The following is a 13,908-nucleotide window of genomic DNA, read 5'->3' on the forward strand; positions in this document are numbered from 1 at the left end:
CGTGAACTTGCAAATTACACAAAAAATTATTATAAAGCGTGTTGCTATACACGAGGAGTCCATATACGTTCCTCAAATATTTTAGCCAACTATTACTTAGCCGCTTATTGTGGCGTTGAGGCTGTAGAATAACTAATTCAGCCAAAACTACTAAAATTTTGTGCTCCTGTATCGAACTGTAGAGGATTAACTCGATATAGGTAATGCATTTACCACCTCGATTTTAGGGGGTAATTCATAATAAACGAGTTATTCTACAAGCTCGTTAGTAGTACATCAAATATTCATGACCAATTTAAGGAAAGCGTTAATGCAAAAGGATTCAACCTCTAAATCTAAATCTAAATCTTATTTTAGTGGTTCTTTTATCATGTTTTTAGGTTTAATCTACAATATTATTGAACAAGATTTTTTTGGTTCAGCAATATTTTTAATTTCATCGGTAGTATTTTTATCTCAAGGTATAATTAAAAAACGCGCAATAATAAAAGAAAGTTCGGTGAGCTAAATACTATAAGAATTTTCAAGTCGGACAATTAACAGTGGGCTACGTTTCGCCTCGCTACACAATTTTAGCTAACCATTACTTAGCCTGTTATTTGGGCGTTATATGCAAAAGGAACTTCTGCACATGGATATCAATGTAACACTGTTCGGTAAGATAGTTTTTTACTCTATGTTTATCGTTGGTGGCTTAAGCTATTACTTAGGTAAACGCAAAACTGAAAAACCTAAAGTGGCAATGCTAATTGGTGTTTTATTATGTATTACGCCGCCACTAAATATTGTCTACCTAATTGTTTTAATGTTAAAAAATGACGTTGTACCAAAATCAAATATTGAAACTTCGGTGTGATTTTCATATAAGAAAATGAATCAGGACATAATACAGTTGGCTTTTTGTTCTTGCCTCACTTATTTTAGCTAACTGCAATTTGCCGCTTAAAATGGCGTTGGCTCCAATGATTTTGGTTGTTACTTTAAATTTATATTTTAAAAATAACGGTGTTTTTCAAGGCAATTATGAAATTGAAATATTTAATCTGTATTATATTTGTCATCCCATTATTGGGCCTATTTATCGTAAATATATTTGCAACTAATTTATCTGTTTTTCAAGTTTCTTCGACCAATTTTGTTTGTTTGGCTGTGTTACTTATTGGTATTGTAGATATTTTATTTATTACCTTTAAACGCTATAAATTGAATTTTAATAAAAAATAATTTTGTTGTTTGGTCGAACTATAAGAAGATCAACAATGACACGTAACCGTTGGCTCGGTTCCGCTTCGCTTCACATTTTAGCCAACCATTACTTAGTCAGTTATTTAGGCGTGAGCTGGCCAATAAGTAACGTATATTGCACTGTCGGGGGAATGTCGGGGGAAATTCGTAACCGACATTAACAAAATCAATGAATACTTGTGATTCTTAAGTACAGAGGTAAGTTTAATGATTCTTAAAGAACTACGTATTAGCCATCACCTTTCACAAGATCAATTAGCTCAAATGTCTGGATTAAATGTTAGGACAATTCAACGGATTGAAAGTGGTTCAAATGCTAGTTTAGAGTCCCTTAAATGTCTTGCTGCTGCACTTGAGGTTGATGTATCAACTTTGAATCAGGAGAAACTTATCATTGATAAAAAATCAGATAATTGGAAAGCTTTACCTTTACTATTGAAGTGTTGGTTTGTCTTTAACTTTTTACAAACTCGACCGAGCAGAAAATCAGTATCTAGAGTTGAAACTATCGGTCACATAAGTGGTTTTATTTTTGTTGCTTAGGGCTCATAAGTGAAGCTGCACTTGTTGGTGGGCTACTCATGCTTGCTACTGCTTATTTATACCATTGGTTAAAATGGCAAGGTGATAAGTATGGTATTTGGTATGATAATGACTCAGTAAAAGGCAGCTAAGTAAATCAATGCAAGGCAATTATTGCTGTTTTTTTCGGTTTCCCCGCGGCTAACAATCGTTGATATATTTCCTTAAAAAAGGGTTACACTGTATTTAGCTATATTTAGCATAATGAATATTAGTAAAAATCTGTATCTATAATAAATTCAACAAATAACGAGATAATAACATGAACTTACTTTCAAAAAACTCAGAGACCATTTATGTCTTATTGAGAATCGTTTCAGGTGCTTTATTTGCCTCTCACGGTGCACAGAAAATATTCGGTTGGCTTGCTAGCCACGAAACTGTTTTAGGCTCTCAAATGTGGTTTGGTGGACTGATAGAATTAGTCTGTGGTTTATGTTTAATACTAGGATTTCAAACTCGCATTGCAGCTTTTTTATCTAGCGGTACAATGGCTGTAGCTTACCTACAATTCCATTGGGCTTTCCGGTTTGATGAAAACTTTTTTCCTCTGATTAATCATGGTGATGCTGCAATACTTTATTCTTTTCTGTTTTTGTTTATAGCGAGTAAAGGTGCGGGTAAATGGTGTTTGGATAAAATTGAGAGTACCAATACGACTGACTAACCGCGCATTAAGTAACGATCTCACTTTAGCCGCTTAATATAAGCGTTATATTTTCAATAGGTCTTAGTATGAATCAAGTCAAAGGTTTTGCTTTTTCGTTTGTGATAGTCATTATTTCATTTTTAGTTTCCGCCATAGCGGCGGGAATACTTGCTGATTTAGCTGGTATTTGGAAAAAACCCGTTATTGGTGCTACTGCTGCTTTTTGTGTGGTTATTGCTGGTTATGTCACCGCACCTAGCCATAAACAATTAGCATCCGTCGTTTGGTTAATTGTAGGACTTATTGCTGCTTGGGATTTAGCCGGTAATTCATACTTCCCTGAAGGTTATGAACATGCCTCTCAGCCGACATTTATTCCTTTGTTCGCCACCTATATCAGCGGCCTAGTTGCTTTATTAATATGTATGGCGTGGCACAAAAAGCATAATAAAAAATACACCAGCACACCTAAGGGCTGATTTAAGTAAGCTCCAGCAACGCTGAAGGTGTATAGTAGCGTCAGTATTTTTAACTAGATAGACCAACAATATGCCCGAGTACTACCTTCATAGCATAAATGCCCAACAGGCGTTGGAGGCCATAGCCCAAGGACTATCCTGCGTCAGGCTATCCACTGATCTGAACCTTTCAGAACGGGACTTTTCCTTAAGTGATCAGGGCCTAGTGCTCGACCAAGACAATCAACTGTCCATTGAGCAACTTAAAAAAATCGTCAAGAAGACACAGAGGATCTACCTCTGTCGCGATGGCGATATGACCCCACTTGAAGACCGCAGTTCTGGCTACTACAAGCTTGTTCCCACAGCTGGTGCACCTCTGCTAGAAATTAGTGGTGTTAAGATGCACATATCTAAGGGAACCGACCCCTTTGTCAGTGCCTCTGCGATGGCTCAACAGGCGGTACGTAAGGGTGATAAGGTATTGGACTGCTGCAGCGGACTGGGTTATGCGGCCATTGCTGCCCTTCGACTAGGTGCAAGCGAGGTACTTAGCATCGAACTGAGCCGTGAAGTAATGGGGCTGCGCGCGCAGAACCCTTGGTCAAAAGATTTGGCCCTAGAGGGAATTGTGCAACGTCAGGGCAATAGCTTTGAGCTTATAACTACAATGCCGGCAACTTCCTTCGATTCAGTCATTCACGATCCACCGCGTTTTTCCCTCGCTGGAGAACTTTATAGTGAAGAGTTCTACCGGCAGATTTTCCGAGTACTGCATCGGAACGGACGGCTTTTTCATTACACTGGCAATCCACACGTAGTAAAGAAAGGCAGCAGTTTTGTCGATGGTGTCATCCGACGGCTCAAAGCGGCAGGCTTCAAGCGTGTGGTAAAGGTAGAACATTTGATGGGCGTCACTGCACAGAAATAATAGTATAAAAGGGCGCGGTGACATTATTACTGATACTTAGTTCTACTGGTATCTGCCCCTTTGCAACGAACAATACCGGGTGAATAAAGCCACTGATACTACCGAGTACTCAACACACTTTTTATAAGGGAATATTATGGAAGTTAAAATATTTACTAAAATTTTACGAGCTAAAATAGGTTTTCTGCCTAAATCTGATGTCGCAACCGATCATGGTTTAGAGGGTGAAATTAATCTTTGGTTAGCCACACAGCAAAATATCAAAGTTCATAATATCACTCAATCACAAAGTGGTGGTTCCTTTCAGCCGGCAACCATTGTGGTCAGTATTTGGTATAACTAATGAAAATAATGGGCCGATAGCCTTAACCTCAGGTTGTTCCCCTGCCCTACTCTGTGCAAGGTAATGTTTCGATGAGCAAATTCACCAGCAAGCGCATAAGCAATGTTTTATCGCTAATTCAGTAAAAACACAAATTGTTACAGAGATCATCCGCTAATCTGGCAATATGAACCGTATAACTTTATTGGCTAGTATTCTTAACTGACTAACCAAGCTAAGACCTTTTAATCATGCCGATGTCCCCTTGTTACTTGCTTATTTAAATGTTCAACAAGTAACACATATATTACCGCCGCCACCCCTTAACCCTACACTGCTGATGATGCTCTTTGCTGGGTAAACATTGGCAGCCAAGCTGACCCCATATCAAAGCTATTGCACTTGATGGTAATTTGGCCGGGATGGCATATTAATAATGGCCAGCTTCTTGATGAATATTTATTTTCAAAACTTAACTAGTCCCTGATTAAGTGGTCAAGAGTTAGCTAATCAAATAAAAGTCCGTCACTTAATTAGTTCACGGCTTTGTTGTTGTTCGAATTAGAGTATTTTCCAATGATAGAAGTATTTATTTTAGCCTTAGCATTAAGTATGGATTCTTTTGCGGTATCCATTGGCTTAGGCGCAAGCAAACAGCACGGTAAAATCGCTCCTTTAGGGATAATAGTTGCCCTGTATTTTGGCCTATTTCAAGGAGTCATGCCAATAATAGGTTTTCTAGGCGGTAAAGGGCTGTTAAGTTGGACCGATTCCTATACCCAGTGGATTGCATTTTTATTGCTTTTTCTTATTGGCACAAAAATGATTTATGAGTCTTTCTCAGCAGGGATAGAAGGAAATTTAAGCAAAATTACCCATCGCGTTTTATTAATTCTTGCCATTGCCACCAGTATTGATGCGATGGCAGCGGGCTTTAGCTTAAACCTTTTGCCGGTAAACCCTTTCCTTGCTTGTTTTATTATTGGGATAATTACCTTTTTCTTTAGCTGGCTTGGTGTATTGGTGGGCATTAAGGGGGGCACATGGCTAGAGAGTAAAGCTGAGTTTGTTGGCGGTATCACCTTGATTATGATGTCAATAAAAATACTGTTAACGTCTTAACTCGGTACTAACGTCAAAAGAAAGCAAATAACAGTTAACAATATCGCCACTATTCATTATTGAGAAAATAGTTTTAGCGTAGTGGCAACACTCTAGGGGCAATTGCCTACTTGAGTTTAATGACTCGATTGTTGTTACTAAACATCATAATGATAGCCCCCAGCAACGCACTTGCGCCCGCCATCATAAAAGCGGTTCCTGCGCCTAAGCCATCTAACCATATTATACCGGTAATATAAGCTCCAATAGCACCACCAACGCCATAAACACCACCTAAATAGATGCCCTGCCCGCGGCTTTGTTCTGTTTTACTAAAGTGCGAAGAGATAAATTGCATGCTGGCACAATGATAAATAGCAAAGCTCGCCGCATGGCTTAATTGAATCAGTCCAAGCCATAACACTGAGCCAGCCACTTCTGGCATTAAAAACCATCGTAAGGCGGTAATAGCTAAACTAAAGACCAGTAAGCTAGTTAAAGCGAAACGTTTAAACAGCTTGCCCATATAAATAAAGGCAATGACTTCGGCGACAACGCCCATAGATATAAATAAGCCAATCGCTAAACCAGAGTAATGAAAGTCACGTAAAAATAGTGCAAAAAAACCATAATAGGGCGCAAAACTAATTTGTAATAATAAACCGGCAATGAAAAAGCACATAAAATGCCTGTCCATAAGTTTAGGCAAAATGGCGCCCTGTTTGTTCACCTTATCTTTAACAGCGGTTACTGTCTTTAACGGTGTTAACATTAAGGTACTAACAAATAAACCAGCCAATATTACCATGCCAATACCGGTAAAGCTTTGATAGCCAAATACACTCATTACCTCACCAGCGATGATTGCTAACGCAATAAAACCCAAACTGCCCCATAAACGTACTCGGGCATATATTTTATTGCTGTGCCGCAAAGACGTTAAGGTATGTACTTCCAGTTGCGGTAAAATAGCGGTCCAAAATAGGGTAAAAAGAGCCAAACAAAAGGTAATTGGCCAATAATGATTAAGCCAAAACAGTAAGCTAAAACTCAGTAGCGCTAAAAAGGCACCCAATCGAATAATAAACAACGGCTTGGCGGTTTTATCTGCCAGCATGGCCCACAAACTAGGGGCGACGATTTTTGTCGCGGTGATAATGGCAAGAATTTCACCTACTTGCCGGGAGTTAAAGCCCTTACCATCGAGGTATATTGATAAAAAAGGTGAGATTAGGCCAAGTAAGGCAAAATAAAAAAAGTAATTTGATGATAATCGCACAAACATCATCTTAAAAAGTGCCAAGCTAGTGAGCCTTATAATGAGTGATAACTAATAGATAGCTGATTGATAGCTGATTGATAGCTGATTGATAGCTGATTATTAGCCGATTAACATCTTGGTGATAATCGGTTAATAAATATAGTGAATTAGCTAAAAACAGCTTGAGGGTGTTTTATCATTAGATTACCCTCAATCGCTGCTCTTACTTGCTCAACTATAGTATTGCCATATTAGGCTTCAATGTCTGGAGTGCTACATTGCACATCAGCATTTTGTCCACGGTTACGTAAAAAATGATCCATCAACGTCAGTGCTAACATTGCCTCAGCAATAGGCACAGCGCGAATACCGACACAGGGATCATGACGACCTTTAGTAATGATCTCAGTCGCTTTGCCTGTTAAATCAACTGTTTTACCACTTATACCAATACTTGAGGTCGGTTTAAGTGCTAAATGAGCGATGATCTGCTGCCCTGATGAAATGCCGCCAAGAATACCACCGGCGTGATTGCTTGAAAAACCTGCTGGTGTCAGCTCATCTCTATGCTCTGAGCCTCTTTGATTTACCACGGAAAAACCATCTCCTACTTCAACACCTTTTACCGCATTGATACTCATTAAGCCATGGGCAATATCCGCATCTAAACGGTCGAAGATGGGTTCACCTAAGCCGACAGGGACATTAGTCGCCACCACAGTCACTTTAGCGCCAATAGAGTCTTTCGCTTTAATAATGGCCCTAAGGTACTCACCAAGTTGTTCAAGCTTAGTATTATCGGCAAAGAAAAATGGGTTTTCTTCGACGCTTTGCCAATCAACCAAATTAACATCAAACGGTGTGCCATTAGGACCACTGGCGACAATATCACCAATTTGCGTGACACACGCTTTAATGGTCATGCCAAATTTTTCCGCTAAATATTTTTTTGCTATGGCGCCAGCCGCAACACGCATAGCGGTTTCTCGGGCAGAAGAGCGACCACCACCACGATAATCTCGTAAGCCGTATTTTTGCCAGTAGGTATAATCTGCATGGCCTGGGCGGAAGCTTTGGGCAATGTTGCCATAGTCTTTTGAGCGTTGGTCGGTATTTTCAATCATTAAACCAATGGGTGTGCCGGTGGTTTTTCCTTCAAATACACCAGAGAGAATTTTGACTTCATCAGCTTCTCTACGTGCGGTAGTGTAACGTGAGGTGCCTGGACGGCGTCGGTCTAAATCGATTTGTAAATCAGCCTCAGATAACTCAAGCCCTGGCGGACAACCATCGATAATTGCGCCTAGACCTAAACCATGACTTTCGCCAAATGATGTCACTGTGAATAATTTTCCGAAGGTATTACCTGACATTAAACATTACCGCCTATTAATTTATTGTTAGAATTTTTACTATTACTCTAGCGTTTATTGTGACTATTATTTTATTTATTCGGTGCTTTACTGCTGACTTATTACTCAGCTATGACAGCGCCAGTAAATAATTTTGCATGTTTTTCTAACTGTGCTTTTTTTAACATAAACACCCCGTGCCCCCCACGCTCAAAGCTTAACCACGTGAAATCCACCTCAGGGTAGAGTGCTTCAACATGATATTGTGAGTTACCTACTTCACAAATGAGTATGCCATCATCATTGAGGTGCTGAGCACTCTCCGCCAATATTACTCGCACAATATCTAAGCCATCGTCACCACAGCCTAAGCCCATTTCTGGTTCATGGGTAAACTCCGTCGGCAGGCTATCAATATCTTCTTGATCAACATAAGGCGGATTAGTGACAATTAAATCATACCTTTGGCCAACAACCCCAGAGAAAACATCAGATTGAATTGGCATAACTTGTGCACTAAAACCATGGTTTTCAATATTCATTTGGGCAACATCTAAGGCATCAAGCGATAAATCAACGGCATCAACTTCCGCCTCAGGAAAATAACTGGCGCAAGCAATGGCAATACAACCACTGCCAGTACACAAGTCTAATATCTTTTGTGGCGGATTTTTCTCACTAAAATAGGGTTCAAAGTGTTTTTCAATCAGTTCAGCAATAGGTGACCGTGGCACTAAAACACGTTCATCAACGTAAAAAGGTAATTTCGCAAAGTAAGCAAGATTGGTGATGTAGGCCACAGGTTTCTGAGTATCAATGCGTTGTTGGAAAAAGGCCAAGATGTCCTGTTTCTCTTGCTTGAGTAGACGACAGTTCATCACATCTTCACTCATTTCCTTAGGCAAGGAGATGGCAAACATCACTAAGGTAAAGGCTTCACTTAAGGCATTGTCATTGCCATGGCCATAAAAAAGTTCAGCTTGATTAAACAAACTGGCGCCATAACGACAATAATCTGCAATGGTATGTAGTTGCTCGGTGATGTCTTCGAAATCGGTACTGCTCACATTATTTTCCTTATCTGGTATTTCTCCCGAAATGTCTTCATGGAGATTTCTATATATTGCCTACTAGGCACTCTGGCTGTTGGTAAAAACCGCTTTAAATGCCTAGGTTTGAGCTGTTTTGTATCACAGTTATCTTACTTTGCTATTACGGTCTCGATGACGCCATATCAAGATTAATTGATATGTATTGATACTAAAATGTTTTACACTGCGCGGATGAATAACAAAGCCTTAAAAACCAAACTCTCGACCCTAAAAGCTAAGCTGCGTGCGCAAAGTATCAAGCAGCAAAAAAAAACGGCTGAGTCGTTAAATAAAGTGGCTGAGTCAGCTAAAGAAGTGCCAAGTGACCAGCAAATTTTTGCTGATGTTGTCAGGCAAGTTAAGCCGTTAATCAACGACAAAGTTCGGTTAGTAAAAAGTGCTCACAAGTCTAACACTTCCCTAAAAAATGACCAAGGGCATAACCAGGCAAATCAAGCCATTGCACAATTTCATTTTTCCGATGAATTTGAGCCTAACTTAAATAAGCAAGGCCCAATGAAATATGTTCGTGAGGGTGTCGATAGCTTTGAAGTGAAAAACCTACGCCGCGGCCATTACCAACCCGACTTAATCCTTGATTTACACGGCTTAGATCAACACCAAGCGAAAAAAGAACTAGCGGCTCTGCTCTTTGCCTGTCAAAAAGAACACGCTCAATGTGTCTGCATAGTTCATGGCATAGGCTCACATATTTTAAAAAATAAGGTACCACATTGGTTAGTACAACACCCCGATGTCATGGCTTTTCACCAAGCACCTTTAGAATGGGGTGGTAATGGTGCCCTACTCGCCTTAATTGAATTAAAAGATAAATTTAATCGCGACTAATACTCTGTTGAACATATTACTTGAAAGCTTACACCGTCAAACTTAGGTTCTGTTGTGGTTTAGTGTGGGTGAGTAAACAAGCGAGACGCATAAACCCATCCATGGGGCTCTGCACAAGCATCAGGACAATATGCTCCATGCATTGTCTTATAAGGTACATCCTGTACCGTCATGCTTGTGAAGCTCGCTTTTATCACATCAACAACACTCACTGTAAAATCAATAGGTTACGATGTTGGCAACACCAAACTACAACACAGCCCAAACTTAAGCCTGCAATAGGCAAACTATACTAGGCCATTTTATCCTATAACATGCGCTTAGTTAACATAGGTCTAATGGCGACACCATGGCGAGCAACTGGCCCTGCATGGCGTCAATATCATAATCTATATGAGCAATACCGGCAGTGGCGAAAATGGGGGTATTATTCGAGTGCGTTAGCTGGGCCACTAAGTAGCTAACTAAAGGCATATGAGCAATAATTAATAGGCTCTCGTCCTGCAGCTTTACTACCTGCCCTTGCTCACTACACCAGCCATCAATAAAATCATGTACTTGTTTAGCATCACCTTCAGGGGTAATAAAATCTAGGGTAGTAATAGCCGTTTGCATCATAGCCGTTGTTATAGCACAGGTTTGCTGAGCCCTAACATAGGGGCTAACAAAAACTTGCCTTGGCTTGATTTTCATTTTTTGCAACCAAGTCGCCATCATTTTTACTTCTAGCTTACCTTCTGTGGTTAACGCTCTTTGACTGTCATCACGACTGCCCTGCTCAACAAAATTTTTAGCTTCACCATGGCGCATTATAAAAAGTTGCATTAATTCTCCCGCCCGTTACTTAATAGATAACTTGGCAGATTATGTTCGCGGATAAATTCAAATTTTAACTTTTTTTATAAATTTTATTAGCTAAAGTATTGAGTCTGAGTTATTTTTCCGGCTATAGTAATAGAAATGAACTCGCTTTAGTAACAACAGTTAAGAATAAATAGTTTTATTTATTCCTTTAAGTAATTAAGAAATTACTTTATCTCCCTGTTAATTTCATAAGCTATCCAATTCTCGTTATACGCTTTGCAGTTTAAAGTGTTCTTAGGAGCCTTAGTGTTGAAGCAAAGTCCCAATGATTTTAAACAATATCAAGCCATTACTCTAAACAATGGTTTACGAGTACTACTTATCCACAATGATGATACCGCTAAATCGGCAGCAGCATTGGCGGTAAACGTCGGTCATTTTAATGATCCCAAAGATAGGCAAGGGTTAGCACATTTTTTAGAACACATGCTTTTTTTAGGGACAAAAAACTTCCCTGATGGTAGTGAGTATCAAAAATTCATTAGTCAACATGGTGGCAATCATAATGCTTGGACTGGCACTGAGCATACCTGTTTTTTCTTCGATATCACCGCGACACACTTCACCGCAGCCCTAGAGCGTTTTAGTGAGTTTTTTATCGCGCCTTTATTATCCGATGACTTTGTTATTAAAGAACGTGAAAATATTGATGCCGAATTCACCTTAAAGTTAAAAGATGACATCAGACGTTTATATGATGTTCACAAAGATACGGTTAACCCTAAGCACCCTTTTTCGCAGTTTTCTGTTGGTAACCTTGATACCTTAGCCGATCGAGACGGTGACAATATTAGCCAAGAAGTACGAGCCTTTTTCCACCACTATTATCGTGCTCAGTACATGACCTTGGCCTTGGAAGGTCCACAAAGCTTGACCGAGCTGAAAGACCTTGCTGAGCAACTTTTTGGTGGGATAAAAGCAGCCGACACTGCGCTGCCGAAAATTGAACAACCTTTGTATTTACCGTCACAGCAAAAAATTAAAATTGATGTCTGCCCAGTGAAAAATGATCATCAGCTAATTATTAGTTTTGCCATGGAAAGCATTGACCAATATTATCAAGACAAACCTGAGTCGATACTTGCCTATTTATTAGGTCATGAAGGTGAAGGCAGTGTTTTGTCCTTGCTCAAAAAGCATCAATGGGCCTTATCATTGACTGCTGGCTCAGGTATTAATGGCTCTAATTTTAAAGACTTTAATATCAGCATTGCCTTAACTGAATTAGGTGAAGCCCACCTTAATGCAGTGGTCGATATAGTATTTGCTTATATTGCCTTGCTAAAACATAGCGAAATAGCAGCACACTACTATCAAGAAAAACAGAAAATCAGTAAATTAGCCTTTATTTATCATGAAAAAATGCGTCCACTAGACAGCGTTAGTCAACTCGTCATCAACATGCAGTATTACCCAGAAGAAGATTATATTTTTGGTGATTATGTTATGTCGGGTATGTCGCGAGCGAACATAAAAAAATTACTCGGCTATTTAAGCGTCGATAATATGCGACTGATGCATGTTAGCCAGAAAAATACATTTTCCAAACATAGCTTTTGGTACCAAGTGCCTTACCATGTTACACCAATCTCTGAGCACCAATTAGCCTCTTGGCGAGCTATTGCCGCAACAAATAGTGCCCATATTCAGGGTTTATATTTACCTAAGGCCAATGCTTACATTGTTGAAAAACCCACTGTTTACCCCAGTGAGCCCCTTATTGAAACGGCTGCAGTCAAAGCAAATATTCCTGAAAAAATCATCAATAAAAATGGTTTAGTGGCTTGGTATAAACAAGACAGGACCTTCAAAGTACCCAAGGGTTACTTATATATAGGTATCGACTCACCTTTTGTGGTTGCCAGCATAGCCAATATTGCCATGACGCGTTTATTTGTCGATTTATATACAGATACTGTCATTGAAGAGAACTATGATGCCGAGTTGGCGGGTATTCATTATCATTTGTACGCTCATCAAGGTGGCGTTACCGTACAATTATCAGGTTATAGTGAAAATCAGCATTTACTGTTAAGTAAATTATTACAGCGATTGAAAAATCATCAAGTGTGCGAGGAACATTTTAATTTACTACAGCAACAGCTGATAAAACATTGGCAAAACAGTGATAAAAGTAAATCAATATCACAGCTATTTGCTACCTTAAGCTCAGTCATGCAACCCAATAACCCGGCAAGTAAAGCCTTAGCACAAGCGCTTAGTCAGGTAAGCTTTAGTCAATACCAGCGCTTTAGTTTACAACTGTTTGAACAAGTAACTATAGAGGTGCTCATTCATGGCAACTGGTTGCTTGAACATGCACAACAATTATGCCAGAGCATTGAGCAGGCTTTCCACGGCAAGGTTAATAAAAGTCATGCCATAAAATGCCCAGTAACCGATATATCAGCTAAAGAAACGCTACTCTTGCCTATTAGCTTACCTGATCACGATCATGCTAGTGTGATTTATACAGCCTTTGCACATAAAGACGATAACACTGTCGCCCTTGCTATGATCACTAGCCATATATTATCACCGTTATTTTTTCAGCAAATGCGCACAGACAAACAATATGGCTATTTAGTGGGTGTTGGTTATGTGCCTATCAATTGCTATCCTGGTATTGCTTTTTATATCCAGTCGCCCCATTGTGATGCCTTTACCTTAGCACAAGCCATGGATGAATTTATCAGTGACAGTATTAGCGTACTCAATGATATTGGCACGGAGCAGTGGCAACATTTGCTACAGGGTTTAGCCAGTCAATTACAAGAAAAAGATCATAATTTACGTATTAAAAGCCAACGCTTTTGGGCCGCAATTTGTAATAAAGATGAAGCATTTCAGCAAAAAGAAAAATTACTGCAGGCAGTGCTAGATTTAACCTTAGCCCAGGTAAAAAACTTTGTAGAAACAAACTTAGTCAGTGCTTGTCAGCCCGATAGGTTTATTCTATATTCCGAAAGTGATTTGCTGGCACAGGCGAAAAAACCCAAAGGCGAAACAATCACGGATATTGATGCCTTTATTCAAACGAGTCCGACAAAATTCTAACCGGCTATAGCAGCATAATCACCTGATTACTCGCGCATACCTAGAGCTTAACTAGAGAATAACAAGCAAATAAAAAAGGCTGTTGGGTAAAATTGAACCATGACGTTCAAAGTACTCAACAGCCTTTTAGTTACTTAAAACAGCTT

Annotated in this window: 14 protein-coding genes; 10 read left to right on the plus strand and 4 right to left on the minus strand. The window is 39.5% G+C overall.

Features of this window, described 5'->3' with window-relative positions; all coding sequences use genetic code 11:
• Positions 1-310: 310 nt before the first annotated feature.
• The 8 genes from MTCD1_RS14645 to MTCD1_RS14685 all read left to right on the plus strand — a co-directional run bounded on the left by MTCD1_RS14645 (position 311) and on the right by MTCD1_RS14685 (position 5,309).
• Positions 311-508, plus strand: coding sequence for a hypothetical protein (locus tag MTCD1_RS14645; RefSeq protein WP_057180649.1), 198 nt, complete (start codon positions 311-313; stop codon positions 506-508).
• Between the two features lie 123 nt (positions 509-631).
• Positions 632-856, plus strand: coding sequence for a hypothetical protein (locus MTCD1_RS14650; RefSeq protein WP_057180648.1), 225 nt, complete (start codon positions 632-634; stop codon positions 854-856).
• Positions 857-1,452: 596 nt separating this feature from the next.
• Positions 1,453-1,788 (plus strand): helix-turn-helix domain-containing protein, encoded by a 336-nt coding sequence (locus tag MTCD1_RS14660; RefSeq protein ID WP_231732992.1) that lies wholly within the window; start codon positions 1,453-1,455, stop codon positions 1,786-1,788.
• A gap of 301 nt (positions 1,789-2,089) precedes the next feature.
• Positions 2,090-2,494: a DoxX family protein gene (locus MTCD1_RS14665; RefSeq protein ID WP_057180646.1), complete on the plus strand. Its 405-nt coding sequence runs from the start codon at positions 2,090-2,092 to the stop codon at positions 2,492-2,494.
• A gap of 68 nt (positions 2,495-2,562) precedes the next feature.
• Positions 2,563-2,955: a hypothetical protein gene (locus MTCD1_RS14670; RefSeq protein ID WP_057180645.1), complete on the plus strand. Its 393-nt coding sequence runs from the start codon at positions 2,563-2,565 to the stop codon at positions 2,953-2,955.
• Positions 2,956-3,025: 70 nt separating this feature from the next.
• Positions 3,026-3,865, plus strand: a complete 840-nt coding sequence (locus MTCD1_RS14675; RefSeq protein ID WP_057180644.1) for a class I SAM-dependent methyltransferase — start codon at positions 3,026-3,028, stop codon at positions 3,863-3,865.
• A gap of 136 nt (positions 3,866-4,001) precedes the next feature.
• Complete coding sequence (locus MTCD1_RS14680) at positions 4,002-4,208, plus strand: hypothetical protein (protein ID WP_057180643.1); 207 nt, start codon at positions 4,002-4,004, stop codon at positions 4,206-4,208.
• 555 nt (positions 4,209-4,763) lie between these two features.
• Positions 4,764-5,309: a manganese efflux pump MntP gene (locus MTCD1_RS14685; RefSeq protein WP_057180642.1), complete on the plus strand. Its 546-nt coding sequence runs from the start codon at positions 4,764-4,766 to the stop codon at positions 5,307-5,309.
• Positions 5,310-5,415: 106 nt separating this feature from the next.
• Here the strand turns inward: MTCD1_RS14685 and MTCD1_RS14690 are convergent, their stop codons facing one another.
• The 3 genes from MTCD1_RS14690 to prmB all read right to left on the minus strand — a co-directional run bounded on the left by MTCD1_RS14690 (position 5,416) and on the right by prmB (position 8,968).
• Positions 5,416-6,573 carry an MFS transporter gene (locus MTCD1_RS14690; protein ID WP_231732993.1) on the minus strand — a complete coding sequence of 386 codons (1,158 nt, stop codon included), beginning with the start codon at positions 6,571-6,573 and terminating at the stop codon, positions 5,416-5,418.
• 227 nt (positions 6,574-6,800) lie between these two features.
• Positions 6,801-7,922, minus strand: coding sequence for a chorismate synthase (gene aroC, locus MTCD1_RS14695; protein WP_057180638.1), 1,122 nt, complete (start codon positions 7,920-7,922; stop codon positions 6,801-6,803).
• Positions 7,923-8,023: 101 nt separating this feature from the next.
• On the minus strand, positions 8,024-8,968 hold the full coding sequence (gene prmB, locus MTCD1_RS14700) for a 50S ribosomal protein L3 N(5)-glutamine methyltransferase (RefSeq protein ID WP_057180635.1): 945 nt from the start codon (positions 8,966-8,968) through the stop codon (positions 8,024-8,026).
• A 198-nt stretch (positions 8,969-9,166) separates the two neighbouring features.
• Here prmB and smrB point away from each other — a divergent pair, with 198 nt between their 5' ends.
• Entirely contained in the window at positions 9,167-9,841 is a 675-nt protein-coding gene (smrB, locus tag MTCD1_RS14705; protein ID WP_057180633.1) for an endonuclease SmrB, read from the plus strand.
• Positions 9,842-10,165: 324 nt separating this feature from the next.
• On the opposite strand, the gene sixA is transcribed toward smrB, so the two are convergent.
• On the minus strand, positions 10,166-10,666 hold the full coding sequence (gene sixA / locus MTCD1_RS14710; protein WP_057180631.1) for a phosphohistidine phosphatase SixA: 501 nt from the start codon (positions 10,664-10,666) through the stop codon (positions 10,166-10,168).
• A 285-nt stretch (positions 10,667-10,951) separates the two neighbouring features.
• On the opposite strand from sixA, the gene MTCD1_RS14715 reads away from it, so the two are divergent.
• Entirely contained in the window at positions 10,952-13,762 is a 2,811-nt protein-coding gene (locus MTCD1_RS14715; protein WP_057180629.1) for an insulinase family protein, read from the plus strand.
• Positions 13,763-13,908: the final 146 nt, after the last annotated feature.

Source organism: Colwellia marinimaniae (genome assembly GCF_002207865.1).
GTDB lineage: Bacteria > Pseudomonadota > Gammaproteobacteria > Enterobacterales > Alteromonadaceae > Colwellia > Colwellia marinimaniae.

Coding starts and splice junctions, on each gene's coding strand:
- MTCD1_RS14645 (WP_057180649.1), top strand. CDS start 311: ATGCAAAAGGATTCAACCTCTAAATCTAAATCTAAATCTTATTTTAGT.
- smrB (WP_057180633.1), top strand. CDS start 9,167: ATGTTTTACACTGCGCGGATGAATAACAAAGCCTTAAAAACCAAACTC.
- aroC (WP_057180638.1), bottom strand. CDS start 7,922: ATGTCAGGTAATACCTTCGGAAAATTATTCACAGTGACATCATTTGGC.
- MTCD1_RS14675 (WP_057180644.1), top strand. CDS start 3,026: ATGCCCGAGTACTACCTTCATAGCATAAATGCCCAACAGGCGTTGGAG.
- MTCD1_RS14660 (WP_231732992.1), top strand. CDS start 1,453: ATGATTCTTAAAGAACTACGTATTAGCCATCACCTTTCACAAGATCAA.
- MTCD1_RS14685 (WP_057180642.1), top strand. CDS start 4,764: ATGATAGAAGTATTTATTTTAGCCTTAGCATTAAGTATGGATTCTTTT.
- MTCD1_RS14650 (WP_057180648.1), top strand. CDS start 632: ATGGATATCAATGTAACACTGTTCGGTAAGATAGTTTTTTACTCTATG.
- MTCD1_RS14680 (WP_057180643.1), top strand. CDS start 4,002: ATGGAAGTTAAAATATTTACTAAAATTTTACGAGCTAAAATAGGTTTT.
- MTCD1_RS14690 (WP_231732993.1), bottom strand. CDS start 6,573: ATGTTTGTGCGATTATCATCAAATTACTTTTTTTATTTTGCCTTACTT.
- sixA (WP_057180631.1), bottom strand. CDS start 10,666: ATGCAACTTTTTATAATGCGCCATGGTGAAGCTAAAAATTTTGTTGAG.
- MTCD1_RS14670 (WP_057180645.1), top strand. CDS start 2,563: ATGAATCAAGTCAAAGGTTTTGCTTTTTCGTTTGTGATAGTCATTATT.
- MTCD1_RS14665 (WP_057180646.1), top strand. CDS start 2,090: ATGAACTTACTTTCAAAAAACTCAGAGACCATTTATGTCTTATTGAGA.